The sequence below is a fragment of the Acetobacter sp. genome (assembly GCF_052102375.1).
Lineage (GTDB): Bacteria > Pseudomonadota > Alphaproteobacteria > Acetobacterales > Acetobacteraceae > Acetobacter.
In genome coordinates this window covers 103126-120486 of the sequence record NZ_JBQDXI010000008.1, presented here as the reverse complement: position 1 = coordinate 120486, position 17361 = coordinate 103126, and the positions used below count along the sequence as shown (strand labels likewise).

Annotated in this window: 11 protein-coding genes; 6 read left to right on the top strand and 5 right to left on the bottom strand. The window is 54.0% G+C overall.

All coding sequences use genetic code 11. From position 1 onward, the window contains the following. Positions 1-89 precede the first annotated feature (89 nt). The 5 genes from ACTIDN_RS05510 to ACTIDN_RS05490 form a co-directional block, all read right to left on the bottom strand. Positions 90-1553, bottom strand: a complete 1464-nt coding sequence (locus tag ACTIDN_RS05510; RefSeq protein ID WP_441376281.1) for a carbohydrate porin — start codon at positions 1551-1553, stop codon at positions 90-92. 175 nt (positions 1554-1728) lie between these two features. Continuing rightward, positions 1729-3930 (bottom strand): beta-N-acetylhexosaminidase, encoded by a 2202-nt coding sequence (locus ACTIDN_RS05505; RefSeq protein WP_441376275.1) that lies wholly within the window; start codon positions 3928-3930, stop codon positions 1729-1731. A gap of 16 nt (positions 3931-3946) precedes the next feature. Continuing rightward, positions 3947-4753, bottom strand: coding sequence for a glucosamine-6-phosphate deaminase (gene nagB, locus ACTIDN_RS05500; RefSeq protein ID WP_441376274.1), 807 nt, complete (start codon positions 4751-4753; stop codon positions 3947-3949). A gap of 46 nt (positions 4754-4799) precedes the next feature. After that, complete coding sequence (locus ACTIDN_RS05495) at positions 4800-5720, bottom strand: N-acetylmuramic acid 6-phosphate etherase (RefSeq protein ID WP_441376273.1); 921 nt, start codon at positions 5718-5720, stop codon at positions 4800-4802. Positions 5721-5772: 52 nt separating this feature from the next. Next, a complete protein-coding gene (locus ACTIDN_RS05490) occupies positions 5773-7248 on the bottom strand; it encodes a sodium:solute symporter (protein ID WP_441376272.1) in 1476 nt (491 codons plus the stop codon). 254 nt (positions 7249-7502) lie between these two features. Between ACTIDN_RS05490 and ACTIDN_RS05485 the strand changes: the two genes are divergently transcribed. The 6 genes from ACTIDN_RS05485 to ACTIDN_RS05460 all read left to right on the top strand — a co-directional run bounded on the left by ACTIDN_RS05485 (position 7503) and on the right by ACTIDN_RS05460 (position 17358). Beyond that, positions 7503-8396 (top strand): LysR family transcriptional regulator, encoded by an 894-nt coding sequence (locus ACTIDN_RS05485; protein WP_441376271.1) that lies wholly within the window; start codon positions 7503-7505, stop codon positions 8394-8396. Between the two features lie 185 nt (positions 8397-8581). Next, positions 8582-10198, top strand: coding sequence for a serine hydrolase (locus ACTIDN_RS05480; RefSeq protein WP_441376270.1), 1617 nt, complete (start codon positions 8582-8584; stop codon positions 10196-10198). After that, positions 10195-11370, top strand: a complete 1176-nt coding sequence (locus ACTIDN_RS05475; protein WP_441376269.1) for a serine hydrolase domain-containing protein — start codon at positions 10195-10197, stop codon at positions 11368-11370. The genes ACTIDN_RS05480 and ACTIDN_RS05475 overlap by 4 nt, the downstream gene beginning before the upstream one ends. Positions 11371-11499: 129 nt before the next feature. After that, positions 11500-12708 (top strand): FAD-dependent oxidoreductase, encoded by a 1209-nt coding sequence (locus tag ACTIDN_RS05470; protein WP_441376268.1) that lies wholly within the window; start codon positions 11500-11502, stop codon positions 12706-12708. Then, complete coding sequence (locus ACTIDN_RS05465) at positions 12709-15153, top strand: penicillin acylase family protein (protein ID WP_441376267.1); 2445 nt, start codon at positions 12709-12711, stop codon at positions 15151-15153. 132 nt (positions 15154-15285) lie between these two features. After that, complete coding sequence (locus tag ACTIDN_RS05460; RefSeq protein WP_441376266.1) at positions 15286-17358, top strand: prolyl oligopeptidase family serine peptidase; 2073 nt, start codon at positions 15286-15288, stop codon at positions 17356-17358. The last annotated feature ends 3 nt before the right edge of the window (positions 17359-17361 follow it).

Genomic DNA, 17361 nt, shown 5'->3' with positions numbered 1-17361 from the left:
TTTTTCATAATCTAACCCGATGTACAACCCTTCTGTGAGATTTCCGCGTCGAAGTCTTATAAACGGATGGAAGCAAATATTTTGGTTTGTTAAAATGTGGTGGTCATATTGACGCCTAGCACCGCACTCGTGCGGTGGGGAAGGGTGGTATTTGCGGGGGCAATCGTGCCGCCTGTATTGAAGAAATATTGAAAATCAGGTTGCACAATAAGGTAGGGTGTTACGGCTGCCTGATATGTTAGTTCAATATGGTGTTCAGGTTTGAGCACATAAGGCGCTTTGGTGCCCAAACGCACGGAATCCCTAGCATTTTTCAAAGCAGACTTGCTGTAAAGGCTGGTACCCCATGCAATGCCTATGGTGTCATCCGGGCGACCGGGAATAAGCTCGTCGAAGGTTAGGCCACTTTGTAATTCAAGAGAAAAATAGCTGCGTTTCTGGTTGGCAGCAGACGCCCTGAAGAAAAAATTTATTGTCTTTCCAGAGTTTTTCTCTTTACGCCATATCATCTGATCCAGCACGGCATAGGCCATCCAGTTTCCGGGGTGGTAGCGTGCTGTGCCGGTGCTGTCCGGGCTTGCCAGCAGGGTGCCTTTGTTATCGTAGCGCTGGCTGGGAAAACGCCCGCTATCGTAAAGGCCCCCAATTTTCCATGTGCCGGGAAGGGCTGGAGCATCGTTGCCAGCAAGACGCTTGGCAAGATCAAGGTAAAGCTGTGCTTCTCCCATGACCAAGGTGCCACCATGGGTGGAAAAAAATGTGCCAGAAGGGTCACGTTCCGTTGCGCTGACCGAACTGTAGAAAGGGCCGCGGGTCGGGTTATCGTTTGTGATGGCTCCCATGAGCACAAGTGGGGCGGCGGGGGTCCATTTTGCGCGTACACCAACAGCAGACAAAGGCCATGACGGTCCACCAGAATACAGGTTACTGGACGTGGAAAGGGGCCAACCAAAGCTGGAGTTGAGGAAAAAGGAGGCGTTTTGGCTTACCAGAAATTCGGTATCAAGGTCTATGGAGCCGCCACGAATATCCAGATGATTGTTAAAGAAGCTCTGGCTGTACCAAAGTTCAAACAATCGAGTTGAACGCCCGGCATCATACCCGCTGACGGTATTAAGTGCCCCCAGTCGTTCCGCTGTGAAGGAGCGCCCCCTGATCTGGAGCGCACTGACATTGAACAAGCCGCCCGGCCACCCAAAAGCCTGTTGTGTGTTGAGAGACGCAGCAATAGCAGTCATGCCATCATAAGTTGCTCCGGGTTGAAGGCCACCGGAGGTCAGCCCCCACACTTCCTCTACATCCTGAAGGGTAATGCGTACGCCCTGCCGGGTTAGCCACGTGCGTAAACCGTGCATATTGCCCAGTAGTTCGGTGCTGTAATCTTCAGGCGGAATAGAAAAATCGGGTGCAGGAGAGGGCAGAGGGACCCCTGAGGGCAAAATATCGGTTGCAAGAGGGAGAGATGCCGCACTGGCGCACGGGCTGAGTAGCCACGCAGGAAGGCTGCCCAAACAGGCGGTAAAAAATGCAAGCCGGAAAGACCAGGAGAGCACGTTCAAGAGTGATCCTATATACAGTCGAGAGCATGGTGCATTTCTACCTTGCCATGCACCAGACACTCCGTTTTTCCTATCACGTATGACGCAGTGCCCTCAACGGCGTGGGGCCAGTATGGTTCTGTTTTAGCTTTTTTGTTATATTTGACCTACTTTCTCTAAAATCTTCAGGTCAGTGCAGAATACTGGCAGCAAGAGTTTCAACGCCCGGTAGGATATCCTGCAACAGGTCAGAGGAAGGTTGCGGCGTGTTTGTCACAACTTTGGTTGTGGCGGACGCTGCAAATTCAGCTTGCGCGGTATAAATAGCCTCGCGTACGCGGTGTTTCCAGCCAGATGATCGGTCATACCCTAAGGCCATTAATCCTGCCTGTGCCAGATTTTTTAGGCTGGTGGAAGCGGGCAAAGCCACCTGCAAGCCCGGATGGCGGAGAGCCGCAGCCTGAAAAGCAGCATCATTTTCAATCCATGCTGTCAGTTGCACACGTAAGCTGTGTTTCAGCTCTTTCTGGCCACCGGCATAGGCTAAAGCCTGCTGATTGAAACGGTCCGCTACAAAACTATCCGGGGTTGCAATGTCAGCAGGAGCCGTCAGATCTTGTTCTGTTGCCGTCTGTTTGTGCCGAATTTGTAAAAGTTCATGGTTATGCGCGTAATTTCTTATAGGACTGGTGACACTAAGTAAGGTGGTTGCCGCGTATGTATCGCCCGGTGCAAGGCGAGTCAGCATTCGGTGGCTATTTGTGCGGCTTTCCAGCCCGAGCAGTTCCAGCCGGTCCTGTGTGATGGCAAGGCGGCCGGAAAGTGTTGAGGCGTCACACTGGGTGGGAGCAGACCAAAACCGCTCGGCCAGCGCGGCCATACGTGGCCACAGACGGCTGTCCAACATCTCTTCCGTGACAATTTCCGTCCACAATGCCCCTTCCGCTCCAAGAACCAGCGCTTTCTGGGCATCGGATAGCGGGGTGGCTTGCTGCACGGCTGGTGCATCAATAGTGCCGCCGGGGCCAGTGACCTGTGCGGCGGCTTTTGCTTCTGCCATGTTGGCCGTTATGTCTAACGGGTCGTGTTCATAAAAGGTGGCAGAGGGCTGTAACCTGTCCAGATAATAGCCGTCAGACACAACAACCGGATGGCCAGCCGCAGTGGCGGAGGCTGTATGTGCGGCCCCACGCCATACCTCAACAACAGTATCCTGCGGAATTTCTGCAGCAGTTATTTCATCCCATCCCATAACAATCTTATGGCGTCTGGTCAGGGATTGAGCGACGCGTCGTGTAAATTCAGCCTGCATTTCTGCGGGCGTGGCAAGATTATGGGCTTTCATGTAGGCCATAATGCGGGGCGCATTTTTCCATTGTTTGGCAACAACCTCATCGCCCCCGATATGGAAATACGCATCAGGGAACAGGGAGGCCATTTCGCCATATAAAGCGTTTACAAACCGATAGGTGGCAGGGTTGGTCGGGTCTAGGGCGGCCCGGTTTCTTTCAGCTCGGTCGGTCAAATTTAACGGTGCCTGTGCTGCATAGCGGGGGTAGGCTTCCAGCAACGCAAAGCTGTGGCCCGGTGTGTCAAATTCCGGAACAACACGGATCCCACGGTCCGCAGCATAAGAGACCAGAGTGCGTATCTGGTTCTGCGTATAGTATTGCCCGTGGGAGGCAACGGTATGCAAGCGTGGGAAAAGCTTGCTTTCCACCCGGAAGCCCTGCCCATCTGCCAAATGTAAATGCAGGGCGTTGAGCTTGGTCAGTTCCATGGCATCAATTTGCCGCAGGAGTGTGGGCAGTGTCATGAAATGTCGGCTGACATCAATCATCAGGCCCCGCCACCGGAAACGTGGGGCATCACTAAGTGTGGCTTGCGTTATGACCGCCCCAGTCTGGGTGCGCGTAACAAGCTGTAAGGTAGAGGCAAGGCCATGCAGAATGCCAAAGGGCTGTGTGGCACTCAGGGTTATGCCGCTTGCAGATGTAGCCAGTGTGTAGTCTTCCTGCATGGTTAGGGAAGGCAGAGGGTTGCCTGCCTCATCACAGGTAATCGTCAGGGTAAAAAGGTTTGGGTCAGATGACGGCGCTGTAAAAGAGATTTTCTGTCCGGATATTTTTTCAAGCCGTAACCGAAAGCGCTCTACAGCTTTTTCCAGCAGCGCAGTCTTTTTCCCGTGCCAAACTACGGCAAAGGTCTGTGGGAGAGCGAAAGCTGAACCGTCCGTCTGCACGCTGGAAGGGGCGGGCAGAATAACAGGTGCTTGTGCAAAAGGTATGCCGGTCGTGTCAGCAGCCATAGCACATACGGCAGGCGCTAAAGACAAGACCAGTCCGAGTGCGGTCGTCAGGTAAAAACGCAGGGGGCTGGTCCTGTATGACATAGTAAAAATCCGTTTGTTAGTGTGCGTTCAGGAGCGTTTGCAGGGCGCGTAACTCTGGGTCATGCTGCGTGGCGTGGTCAATAGCACTATGGATTGTCAGGCAGCTTGCAGCCTCCTGATCCGCCAGAACCAGACAGTCATTGTGAAAATGCAGTGCCGAGGCACTTTTTTGTGCCGTGACGGGACCTTCCAAAACAGCCTGTAAAGTTCGGGCTTTAGCTGCTCCGGATACTGTCAGAATAATCCTTTTACTTTCCAGAATGGTTCCGGTTCCCATGGTGAGTGCTCTTGGTGGCACTGAGTCCGGGTTGCCATCAAAAAGCTCGGCATTCTGCTGGCGGGTTTCCGGAGCAAGCACAACAGGCCGGGAGCGGGAGGAAAGAGACGCCAAGGGTTCATTAAACCCTATGTGGCCGTTTTCTCCCAACCCCAGAAGTTGCAGGTCTATGCCGCCAGCCTGTTGAATGAGGGCATCGTAACGTGTGCCTTCGGCAGAAAGGTCTTCTGCCATGCCGTTGGGTAGATGTGTTTTATCTGCGGTCAGGTTAACATGCTGGAACAGATGCTGGTGCATGTATGTGTGATAGGAGCGGGGGTCTGTTGGTGCTAGCCCTGCATATTCATCTAGGTTGAAGGTGGTGCAGCGGGAAAAATCGAGCTGCTGTGTGGTGTGAGCCAGCGCCAGCCGGGCGTAAACCGCTTCCATCGTGCGACCTGTTGCCAGACCAAGCACACTTTCCGGCTTGGTGCGTATCTGCGCGGCAAGCAAAGCTGCGGTTAAAGCCGCAAGTTTTTCCCTGTTCGGGCACAAAAAAACTTTCATGCAGAATACAACGTCCTTTTTTGGAAAATGTCAGCGTTCTTCAAAATCAACTCTGTGCTGCTGCAAGAACTGCGCGCAGGTGGCCGCCGTGCTTGGCTAATGCAGCTTTGCCCGTGGCGGGGGTAAAGCCAAAGCAGACCAGCACCGCCAGCTTTATGTTGCCTTCCGCCTGTGCAAGGGCGGCCTGTGCCTCGGCCTCTGTGCAGTCTGTCAAGTGTTGCACCATGCGGTGGGCGCGTTTGACCAGCTTGGCGTTAACAATACGCATATCCACCATCTGCCCCCGCCATGTATGGCCAAGGCGGATCATCAGAGCGGTGGAGAGCATGTTCAATGCCACTTTCTGTGCTGTGCCTGCCTTCATCCGGGTAGAGCCCGCCACGACCTCCGGGCCGGTTTCAAGCAACAGCCCGAGTTCTGCTTCACGCAGAAGTCGTGTGTTAGGGCTACAGGACAGGCCTATGGTCAGGCTACCTGCAGCACGGGCGCAAGCGAGTGCGGTGCAGGTATAGGGTGTGCCTCCACTGGCAGCTACGCCAATAACCACATCATCAGGCCCAGCCATATGTGTGGTTATGGCAGCGCGTGCTGCCTCTTCATCATCTTCAGCGCCCTCTACAGGCTGAAAAAGTGCGGCGTCTCCGCCTGCCAAAAGCAAGACAAGCCGATCTTCAGGCCAGCCATAGGTGGGGATAAGCTCAACACCGTCCTGCAAACCAATGCGGCCAGACGTGCCTGCACCCACATAAAACAGGCGGCCACCCCGCTGCAAACGGGGGAGGGCTGCCGCTATGGCGCCTTCCATGTCCGGCAGAGCCGCCTTAACAGAGGAGACAGCCCCCAACTGGCTCTCAAGCAACGCTTCCAGCAGTGGCCCGGTTGGCCATAAGTCCAGAGATTCATAGCGTGTATCAAACATTTCTGTTTTTGCTGTGGCTGCTTGAGAGTACGATATTGTGGAGGTCATGAAAGCGATGTCCTGAATGATTCAAGAAGAAGACTGGAGTTATGAGGCCGGGTTAGCGAGGCTGCCCTGAAAACACTTTTCGTGCCCCACGGAGAGTGAGTGTGAAGGCACATAGCAGAACCATGCCCAGCAGGATGAGCCACGGGAAGGCCACCGCATGACCGCCGGGATGGAGGATGAGCATGGCGCACAGTACAAGCGGGACTGTGGCACAGAAGGCAGGGAGAAGTTCTGTGGCGCGTGCGGAAGGAAACGCCATGCCGGCCAGAAAAGTGCCTAGCATGGGGCCATAGCTACAGGCTGCAATAGATAGCCCTAGCAAAACGGCAGATTGGCTGCTTTGGGCAAATAGAAACGAGCCCCCTACCAGAGCAAGTGCCCACAACACTGTAAGAGTGCGGGCCAGAGCCAGTGGGCCTAATTTGCAAATCCGCGCAAGACGGGCACAGAGTGCCGGAAAATCCCCAACCGTGGCGGCTGTCATGGCGGAGAGTGTGGAGGACAGAGACCCCATGGTAGCGGCCAGAATGGCGGCGACAAGAAGCCCACGCAGCCCAGAGGGAAGGTCATGCACAATGTAGTCTGGAAATACGGCGTCGGGCGATGGCAGGCCTGTATCCTGCAATGCAACCTGTCCGTGGTGCACCCAAAGCAGAACACCTACACCAGAAAGCAACGCAAACAGGGCAGCTACGCCAAGGGCACTGCCCATCAGGGCCAGTCGGGCTTCACGCAAACTTCTTGCGGCTAGTACGCGCTGCACCATAAGCTGGTCTGTCCCGTGGGAAGCCAATGTCATCAATGCACCACCACCAACAGCGGCAAGAGGAGTAAAGGCGCTGCTAAAAGGGTAGGTGCCGTGGGAAAACAGGGCGAACTTGCCTGCTTGGTGCAAAACACTCACAACGTGGGGCGGCATGCCTTGCCATAGCAGCCCGAAGCACAGTGCAGCCCCGCCCAAATAGAGGCAGAACTGAATGGCATCTGACCACACAACGGCACGCAGGCCACCGCAGAGTGTGTAAAAAAGCGTGACCCCAACAATACCAATGAGCAACAGAGAGCGTGGAATTGCAACATGTGTTGCTGCCAACATGGCCGTAAGCGGAAGCATACCGGCAAAAAGCCTCACGGCTTCTGCCAGAACACGTGTGCCGAGAAATGTGGCAGATACAGCCCGCTGCATTGGGCCACCAAAACGCTGGCCTAAATAGTCGTAAGCACTGAGCATCTGACCGCTGGTGTAAAGTGGGAGGAATTTCCATGCCACGATGGTACGCCCAAGCAGATACCCTAGTGCCAGCCCGACGAACACCATCCCGTTTCCAAAAGCGACCCCCGGAACGCTGATGACGGTGAGGGTTGACGTCTCGGTTGCGACCATGGACAGGCATAAGGCCCACCAAGGCAGGTCATGCCCGCCTTCCAGATACGCGGCGGTGGAGGCTTGGCGGCCAGACAGGAGCACCGCCAAAAGCGGCATACCGGCCAGATAGGCAGCCATCACGGCAAGATCAAGCAGGGTCATGAATGCCGGTATCTCATGATGGGAAGCCTTCCTGTTGAGTGTGCTAGCAGAGTATGCGGCTTGGGGCAGGAAGGGACAACACGGCAGAAGCTTTTGTGTATTTCAAATTTGTTATGGCATGTTAACGTTCTGTTATGGAAAAAATGCGCTATCAAGGGTGTAGCGTCAGCAGATTCCCTTTGCTGCGCGTACCATGCCGGGCCTGAACCGTGTGTCTTGCATCACCATGAAACGGGAAGGATGAAACGCTGGTTATGCGTTTACGCCAGATAGAAGTGTTCTACGCCATCATGTCCACCGGCTCTCTCCGGCGCGCGGCAGAGGTGTTGCATGTCTCCCAGCCAGCAGCCAGTAAAGTGCTGCGTTACGCAGAGCAGTCGTTAGGCTTTGCCCTGTTTGAGCGTACCGGTGGCAGGCTTGTTCCTACGCGTGAGGCGCGGATTATGTTGCCGCACGTTAACACCATATTTGAGAAAATTTCAGACCTGAAAAGGCTGACGGAAAATCTGCGCTATGCACGCAATGGGCATGCTATCAGTATCGGGTGTGTGCCAAGCCTTGGGCTCAGCATCGTGCCGCGTGTTATCCAAGGTTACCATGCCAAACATCCGGGGAACGAACTGACAATTGATACCCTACATGGGCCGGAAATTGTTTCCCGTATCCTGAATCATGACCTCGATTTGGGTATTGTATTCGGCACTTATGAGCAGCAGGGGCTTACAGCCTGCCATATTGCAGATATCCCGCTTGTGTTGATTGATAAGCAGAGAACAGAAGGCCCTGTGGCTTTGGAAGATATTGACCATGCCCGCTATATTGGTCTGAGCGAAAATGACCCGACTGCGCGTCTGCTAGATATGGCGTGGGAAGATGCAGACCATGCTGCCGTACCTTTGGTGCGGGTAAGAACGCATTATATGGCGGCCGAACTTGTACGATTGGGTGGCGGATGTGCCATTGTTGATGGCCTGACAGCGCTGCATCATCCGGGCTCACCTGTGCCACTACCGCTCAAACCACCATTGGGTATGGCGTGCACTGTACTGTTCCGGGCAGACCATGCGCTTTCCCATATTTCAAAAGATATTCTGGCCCTCCTGCAACAGGAAATAAAACAGGCTCTTGCGTCTCTTCCCGCAGTGTAGCGGCTGATGGGCACTCAGTGTTCCTCTTAACCAAGAGCTAACGTGCGCGAATAATTTTGACATGGACAGGGGCGCTCTTTTGCTCAGAACATTGCGTTGTCGTATTTATGTGCCATGTGAGTTTCCTGACAGGTTGCTCACTGAGTTCATGCGCTGGTGCATAGCAGTTTAAGGACGCGATTTTTATGATGCAGCAACGGTTTTTTATAGGGAAAACCTGCAAAAAAGCAGTGTGGCGCAGCATAAACAGCGCTGCTGTGCTGGCGTTTCTGGCTTTGCCCGTTTATGCCGCCCCCCAGCTTCCACACGGTCTGACAGAACAGCAGATTGATGATGTTGCAAGCAGAGTGCAGGCCGCCTTTCATGTGCCGGGTCTGGCCATAGGTGTAGTGCATGACGGAAAGATAGTTTTTGCAAAAGGCTATGGGCAAAAAGCGGAGGACGGCAAAAGCGGTAAAGCTGATGCTGCAACGCTGTTTGCCATCGGCTCCAACAGCAAGGAGTTTACGGCAACGGCCCTTGCGACGCTTGTTGATGCGGACAAACTGAAATGGACTGACCGTGTTACGGATGTCATGCCGGAATTTCGGGTGTCAGACCCGTGGATAACACGGGATTTCCGGGTCAGTGATCTGTTGACCCACCATAGCGGCATGGGGTTGGGTGCGGGTGACCTCATGCTCTTTTCCCACAGCACATTCAGCCGTCAGGATGTTGTGGCAGCACTCCCTTACATGCCGTTTACCGGGCGTTACCGGGCAGATTATGCCTATAATAACCTGTTATATGTTGTGGCTGGCGCTCTTGTTGAAAAAATCTCGGGTCAGACGTGGGAGCAGTATGTTCAGACACATCTGATTGATGCTGCCGGTCTGTCTGCCTGTCAGAGCACACATCCGGTAGCGGGGCAGACCGATGTTGCAACGGGTGAAGGCGATAGCGGCATTCTGCCAGACCGCTCAGCACTCACACCAAGCGCTATGGCCCCTGCTGGGGGAATATGGTGCAGCGTCAATGGCATGAACCGTTGGGTACAGACCTTAATGAATGGCGGGAAAACGGCGGAGGGCAAAACAATTATTAGCCAGACGCAGCGGGATGCGTTGTGGGCACCTTCCGCATTATTGCCCCTGCCAGATACTGCCGAGAAAACGCAAACCCATTTCAGGGCCTATGGGTATGGCTGGTTCATGGAGGATTTTCTCGGCCTCAAACGCGTATGGCATACTGGAACAGTAAGCGGCATGGTGAGCTATGTTTCAATCCTGCCAGAAAAAAAGACTGGTCTGGTCGTGCTGACAAACCGGGATGACCACCATGCAACTTACGCGATAGCAACAACCCTGAGCGCCTTGATTGCGACAGGTAAAAGCGAGGACTGGGTAGGCTACTGGCAGAAGGAAGCTGAGCAGGCTGCCAGTAAAAAGGCAGAGAAAGCCGCTACGGTGGGTCCCGGTTCACCGGCGCGTCCATTCATCTCTCTTCCTGCTGCGGCTTTGCAGGATTATGTGGGCGTGTATCATGATGCATGGCGGGGCGACATACGACTTTCACTTACACAAGGCGCTTTGACGCTTAGTTTCAGCAAGGCAAATGGTTTGACTGGCACCTTGCAGGCGCTGCCCCACGACCTATTTGTTGCTAAGTGGCAGGACCGTGCAAACGATGCTGGTGATGACAGTTATGTGCAGTTTGAGCGGAATACTGAAGGAAAAGTAACCGGCTTTCATATGGAAGTTATAGGTTCTGACTTCAGTTTTGACGTGCAGGATTTGCACCCCGTTAAGGTTTCTTCTCCATGAGCATATCTGTAGCATTGCTGTCGCGCAGGTCCTTTCTGCAGGGGAGCTGTCTTCTGGTAGGCACAGGAGCTTTGGCAGGTTGCCAGTCCGCCCGTACCCCGCAGCGCTTTGCAGAAGCTGATGCACTGATAAAGCAGGCTATTCGGGATGGTGAGTGCCCCGGTGCTGTTTGGGGTGTTGGCCAGCACGGGCAGGTGTTGCATCTGGCGGCTTTCGGCGCACGTAGTTTGAAGCCTGATTATGAGACCATGACCACGGATACCGTGTTTGACATGGCCTCTCTTACCAAACCCATGATTACAGCTTTGGCGGTCATGCAGCTTGCAGAAAAGGGGCTGTTGGATGTCAATGCGCCTGTTGCACGCTACCTGCCAGACTTTGCTGCGGCGGGTAAGGCAGACATTACACTCAGGCTACTGCTGACCCATTTTTCCGGGTTGCAGCCAGATTTGCCGCGCACACCGGATTGGTGGGGGCGCAGCGGTGCCATTGAACGTATTATGAGTTCTGTGCCCAAAATTACGCCGGGCAGCGGTTTTATCTATAGCGACATAAATTTTATTACGCTCGGTCTGATTGTTGAAAAGATATCTGGTTTGTCACTGGATGTTTATGCCAAGCGTAACATTCTTGAGCCGCTGGGAATGACACAGTCCGGTTTTCTGCCACCAGCCAGCCAGTTGGGGCGTATTGCTCCCACCCAATATGATGAGCAGGGCCAAATGCTACGCGGTGTGGTGCATGACCCTACAGCCCGCCGTATGGAGGGGGTCGCGGGGAATGCAGGGCTATTCTCAACCGCGCAGGATGTTGTGTTGTACGCGCAGGCTTTGCTGGCCAGACGTGCGGGACAGCCAAGCTCTTTCCCTCTTAAGCAGGCAACACTGCTTGCTATGACAACTCCGCAACAACCGGCAGGGCAAAAAAGCCTGCGTGGTTTTGGGTGGGATATAGCCTCTCCTTATGCCTCACCAAGAGGAGATGTTTTCTCCAGCCAGTCGTTTGGCCATACCGGGTTTACCGGAACGTCTCTGTGGATAGACCCAGATAATGACTGTTATGTTTTTATCTTGACCAACCGAGTGCACCCCAGTGGGGGGCGTAGCATTGTGCGCTTGCGGCACGATGTTGCAACGGCTGTGGGGCACGCTTTGGGGTTAACTTCAAGTTAAGGGGGTCAGGCTTTTTTCAAATGGTGTCGTGCAGTATCTGTTTTTAAATTTCTACTGACAAACAGGTATGTTTTCTTTTGTGGAGAGACCATGCCAGACGCACTCATGCAATAAGGGTTTGGTCTTTTTATGTCAGCTAGACGGACAATTACGGTTGTGGGTGGGGGCGTTATAGGCCTGACAACCGCTTATGCGCTTATACAGGCTGGGCATACCGTCACATTGGTTGAGCGGGAAGATCAGGTTGGCAGCCAGGCAAGCTTTGGGAATGGCGGCCAACTGAGTTACCGATATGTGCGTCCGTTGGCGGACGCAGGTGTGCCGCTGGATGCCGTGTCATGGCTGTTTCAGCCCCATTCTCCCATCTCGCTTAAATTACGGCTGGACTGGCACCAATGGCGCTGGCTTATGGCATTTCTGGCGGCATGTAACGCGCAGACAAACCAGAAAAACACTGCAAAAATTCTCGAAATAGCGTTGCGGAGTCAAAGTGTTCTGCAACAATGGAGGCAGGACGGTTTAGGTGATTTTTTATGGCGCAAACCCGGAAAGCTGGTTGTGTATCGGGATGCGCGTAAATTCGCCAAAGCGGCTCGCGCCGTTATAAACCCGCAACAGGAACAGGTTTTAACCCCCGCTGATTGTGCACGAGTGGAACCTGCTTTTGGAGGCCTGACACCTGCGTTGGCCGGAGGTATTTTTTCTCCTGATGATGAGGTGGCCGATTGTAATCTGTTTTGTCAGGTTCTTTTGGCCGCACTTCAGGCAAGCCCTGAATTCTGCCTCGTGCATGGCGCAGCACAGTTGGAGGAAACAAAAACCGGGCAGTGTCGGGTAAGGGTCAATGGTATTGTGCAGGAGACGGACCTTGTTGTGTTGGCTGCTGGTCTGGCATCCCGGTCTTTGCTGCGCCCACTTGGGTTGGACCTACCGCTGTATGGTTTGAAAGGTTACAGCCTGACCATGGATGCGCCTGTGGCAGCGCTTCCCAGCGTAAGTGTGACAGATTATGACAACAGGGTGGTCTATGCCCGATTGGGTGACCATCTGCGTATTGCTGCCATGGTAGATATTGGTGCGCTGGATGCCCGCATTGACCCTGAACGTATTGCGGCCCTGAAACAATTGGCTCTTGAAACCCTGCCTGTTCTGCACGGGAGTTCCTCTGCTACGCCGTGGGCCGGTATGCGGCCAGCTACCCCGACTGGCGTGCCGATAGTCGGGCGGACGCGCTGGCGTAATATGCTGTTAAATGTAGGGCATGGTGCGCTTGGTTTTACTCTTTCCGGCGGCTCTGCGCTGACAATTCGGGATATTGTTGAAGGAATGGCTCCTTAAATGACACATCACGCGACAGCCTTTTCCCGTCGTCATGCGCTTTTGGGTGGGGTTGCGGCTTGCCTGTTTGCAAACTTGTCCCGCAAGCCTGCACATGCTGGACCGTCAGCACGTATGACTGGGCTGGAAGGACTTCAGGCTCCGGTTGATATTTTTGAAGATCGTTGGGGTGTGCCGCATGTACAGGCAGGTTCTATAGCAGATGCATTTTTTGCCAACGGCTATCTGGTAGCGCGTGACCGACTGTGGCAACTGGATTTTGAGTATCGTCGGGCTATCGGGCGTTTAGCAGAAGTGTACGGTGCCAAATTTGTGCCGTCCGACACGGCCAACCGGCTATTTTTATTTCGTGGTGATGCCGGGGCGGAATTTGCAGCCTTGCCACAAACCGTCCAGACCTGTGCAACAGCCTATGTCGCGGGCATTAATGCTTATCTTAAAGAGATTGAACAAACACCAGAAAAACTTTCTGAAGAATTCAGAATATTTGCCTACAATCCACTCCGTTGGGATGTGCTTGATCTTGTGCGGATGCGGGCGGAGGCAACGGGTAACACCAAAGGGGAAGTTCGCCGCGCACAGTTGGCGGCAAAGAATGCGCTGGCATATGATGCGCTCATTCAGCCGCTACGCCCTGCCCACACTCTGAAAGTGCCAGATGGGTTGGATGTTCATGCTGTATCAGAGCAGGATTTGGGGTGGTTTGGTGTGTTGCAGGCAGCGTTGCCGCTTGCGGGCGTACACGACGTAAAAGCTAATCATGAGGAAGACCATAGACGCGCCAATGAAGGCAGTAACGCTTGGGTTATTGCGCCTTCCCGCACAGCAACCGGCAGGCCTATTCTGGCGAATGACCCGCACCTTGGTTTTGGCTCTCCGGGGCCGCGCCATGTTATCCATCTCACGGCACCGGGGCTGAATGTTATTGGTGGTGGCACCCCCGGTATGCCCGGTGTCATGCAAGGGCATAATGAACATTTTGCCTTTGGCCGGACAAACTTTCATATCGATCAGGAAGATCTGTTTGTTCTGCGGACGCACCCACACCATCCGGACCGTTATTTTCATAAAGGCCAATGGGTGGAGATGGAGCAGGAGACCACCACCATTGCCGTACGCGGGGAGGCCACTCGTACGGTAACGCTGCGTTATGCCGCACAAGGCCCTGTTGTCTCAACAGACCCTGCGCGCCAGCGGGCGGTGAGTGTGGCAGCTACGTGGTTATATCCCGGTGCTAACGGTATGTTGGCCAATATTGGTATTAATCTGGCACAAGACTGGAGCAGCTTTCGTCAGGCTTTAAAACTTCATACCAGCCCAACAAATTTCACCTATGCTGATACGGCAGGCAATATTGGCTGGCAGGCGGCAGGTGGGTTGCCGCACCGTTCCGGCGGCCATGACGGTCTGTTGCCCGCTCCGGGGGATGGTCAGTATGACTGGCAAGGCCTGCAACCTTTGGATGCTCTGCCATCCAGTTTTAACCCTGCGGTCGGATGGTTCGGGACATCTAATGAACTGAACCTGCCAGCAGACTATCCTTACGAAGAACGCTGCGTCAGTTATGAATGGAAAGACCCTTACCGATATCAGCGTGTTGCTGAAGTTTTGCAGGAAACCAACCGGGCAACACTCGCGCAGAGCGTTGCCTTGCAGCATGATACACTCTCCCATTTGGCGCTTGCTGTCGTAGCCTGCCTGCCAGATCAGCCTGCCAGTCTGGTGGCGGAAGTTGCCTTGTTAAAACAGTGGGATGGGCATGTTGACGCCAGCAGCGCCGCGGCTGCTTTGTATGAGGTCTGGTGGTCCAAGCTGAATGTTCTGTTCTATCAGGCTCTGGTGCCAGAAGACTTGCGTGGGATTTTACCTCAGCCGCTGAATGCTTCTGTCCTGCTGGCATTCTTGCAGGCACCAGATAGCCGAATAGGCCCACACCCCGAGAGCGCACGGAATGCGTTGCTGGTGACAGCCTTCCAGCAGGCTGTTGAAGAGGTGCGGGACCGTTTGGGGCCGGTTATGGCGGCTTGGAGATGGGGCGCACTGCATACCGTTCAGATGCGGCATCCGCTTCATGCGTCTTACGCTGTCGCCAAGGCTTTTCCACCCGTTGGAGGAGAAACTGCGCAGAGCGGGGGGGATGCTTATACGGTTATGGCGCGGTGGTATAATCCGGACCTTTCAGCAAAAGCCCTCGCGCAGGGCCGTAACCCGTATGCGGTGACAGGGGGAGCAAGCTATCTGATGGTCTGTGATGTTGGCGCATGGGACCAGTCTGTCTTCCTCAATTTCCCCGGTCAGGCAGCACAGCCGCAAAACAGACATTATGATGATTTTCTGGCGCCATGGCTGAAGGGGGCGATGCAGCCGCTCGTGTTTTCACCCCATGCAGTACAGGCAGCAGCACGCCACCATCAGGTGCTCTATCCGGGGCAAGCTGCGCCTTAAAAAACAAGGCAGAATATAGTTTCTGGCACTTTTTCAGACTTTATCTGTCTTTAAAAATACTGCTCAGAAAAGATATTTTTGTGTCTTTGTTGCTGGAATATTGTTTAAAGTTTTATCAGGAGCGCCTCTGCAATGCGTCATTTTCCTCTGACCCTACTTCTGTTGGCAGGTGCAATTTCCGGTTTCTCTTCCGCTGTGGCAGCGCCGCTGGCCGAAACGCAATCACAACGCCAGATCAAGGCTATGTTGTCTCTACCATTTGCGACAAACCTTGTTGGCGCACGCCATAGCGAGCGTTTTGCATGGGTGGAAAGACGGGCCGGGGTACGCAATATTTTTACCTCAGATGCAGGGGCAGGCCCACGTGCGCTGACACACTACACCAAAGATGACGGAACAGACCTATGGGGGCTGGCTTTGTCACCGGATGGAAAAACAGTGGCGTATGTGGAAGGAGGCGACGCGGAATATCCTGATGACCCGTCCCCCAACCCAGATCTGGCCGTGGCTGGTACACAACAGACCGTGCATGTTGTTCTGGAAAATGGGAAACAAATGGTGTTGGGGGAAGGCTGGAACCCCGTTTTTTCTCCGGATGGCAAAACTCTTGCATTCAGTCAGAAAGGCACGCTGTTTCTTGCACCAGTGGGAGGAGAGGCCAAAGCCGTTATGGCTACGCGCGGTAGTCTAACAGCGCTGCTATGGTCACCCGATGGCAAAACTCTCGCCTTTACGCTTGATCGTGGGTCTCACGCTTTTATTGGGCTGTGGCATACCCAGCAGTCGGCCATGGAGTTTTTGAGCCCGGCTTTGGCGCAGGATAGCCTGCCCAGCTTTTCGCCAGATGGGCAGCGTATTGCGTTTGTAAGAGAACACGCTCCGGTTACCCGTGGTAAAAGCGCAAAAGCCTCTTTCTGGAGCCTGCATGTTTATGACCTGCAAAGCAGGGAGGATCATAGTGTCTGGGCACCGCATGCCGGTGCTGGCGCACGTTTTTTTGCGCCTGAAGGTGCCGGAGTGCTGTGGTCTGATAACGTGCACATCCTCTTTCCGTGGGAAGGGAGTGGATGGATGCGGGTTTGCCGTGTGGATAGTCAGCAGCCAACATCTCCCCTTTGCCTGACACCGGACAAGGCAGAAGTTTCTTCTTATCGTTTGTCAGATGATGGAAAAACCCTTTTCTATACAAGCAATGTCGGCAATCTGGATGAGTGGCATGCTTGGAAGGTTGCGCTTGACCGGCCTGAGCCGCAGCGCCTGACGCAGAGCAATGAAATGGAGACAGATGTTGTTCTGGCGGGTCGTGCCGTAGGGCTTATGAGTGCAGGGGAGAGAGAAACGACTCACCCGGTTATTCTTGCCCCGGGAAAGAAAGAACCAATTGTTCTAAATGCTGAGGTTTCAACGGAAATACCGTTTGTAAGCCCACAAACGCTCATACTCAAAAGCAAAGATGGCATGGATGTTCATGCCCAGCTTTTTATGCCCCAGACCCACACTACTGCGTTACATCCGGCTCTTGTTTTTGTGCATGGCGGCCCGCACCGTCAAATGCTGCCCGCGTTTAACAGCATGGGGTATTATTCCAATGCTTATGGCATGAACCAGATTTTGGCGGCACAAGGATATATTGTTGTTTCCGTCAATTATCGTAGTGGTACCGGTTATGGTGAAGCGTTCCGCAATGCTGCAGGTATTGGAAGAGAAGGGGCCAGCGAATATCAGGACGTATTGGCAGCAGCCACTTACCTGAAAACCCGCCCGGATGTTGATCCTGCGCGTATTGGTATATGGGGTGGCAGTTGGGGTGGATATCTGACCGCTTTGGCCCTTGCACGGAATAGCGATGTTTTCCGTGCTGGCGCGGATTTTCACGGGGTGCATGACATGCAACAGTCTGACAAACCCGGCCTTTCACCGGAGCAGAACAAAGCCATGCATGATCTGGAGTGGCAGTCCTCGCCCGCAGCAAATGTTGCACAATGGCGCTCTCCTGTACTGCTGGTACATGGAGATGACGACTATAATGTGGAATTTACGGAATCCACACTGCTGGCACGTCTGCTATCGGAGCAGGGCGTGCCTTATGAAGAGCACGCTTTCCCTAATGAGCGCCATGCCTTTTTGCGTATGCAGGACTGGCTGATGGCCTATACATGGATGAACCAGTTTTTTGGCAAAACCTTAGCGACAAGCAGCCACTAATGG

Excerpts from the sequence above, each read along its gene's own strand:
- ACTIDN_RS05505 (WP_441376275.1), bottom strand. The coding sequence starts at position 3,930 with ATGTCATACAGGACCAGCCCCCTGCGTTTTTACCTGACGACCGCACTC.
- nagB (WP_441376274.1), bottom strand. The coding sequence starts at position 4,753 with ATGAAAGTTTTTTTGTGCCCGAACAGGGAAAAACTTGCGGCTTTAACC.
- ACTIDN_RS05495 (WP_441376273.1), bottom strand. The coding sequence starts at position 5,720 with ATGACCTCCACAATATCGTACTCTCAAGCAGCCACAGCAAAAACAGAA.
- ACTIDN_RS05490 (WP_441376272.1), bottom strand. The coding sequence starts at position 7,248 with ATGACCCTGCTTGATCTTGCCGTGATGGCTGCCTATCTGGCCGGTATG.
- ACTIDN_RS05485 (WP_441376271.1), top strand. The coding sequence starts at position 7,503 with ATGCGTTTACGCCAGATAGAAGTGTTCTACGCCATCATGTCCACCGGC.
- ACTIDN_RS05480 (WP_441376270.1), top strand. The coding sequence starts at position 8,582 with ATGATGCAGCAACGGTTTTTTATAGGGAAAACCTGCAAAAAAGCAGTG.
- ACTIDN_RS05475 (WP_441376269.1), top strand. The coding sequence starts at position 10,195 with ATGAGCATATCTGTAGCATTGCTGTCGCGCAGGTCCTTTCTGCAGGGG.
- ACTIDN_RS05470 (WP_441376268.1), top strand. The coding sequence starts at position 11,500 with ATGTCAGCTAGACGGACAATTACGGTTGTGGGTGGGGGCGTTATAGGC.
- ACTIDN_RS05465 (WP_441376267.1), top strand. The coding sequence starts at position 12,709 with ATGACACATCACGCGACAGCCTTTTCCCGTCGTCATGCGCTTTTGGGT.
- ACTIDN_RS05460 (WP_441376266.1), top strand. The coding sequence starts at position 15,286 with ATGCGTCATTTTCCTCTGACCCTACTTCTGTTGGCAGGTGCAATTTCC.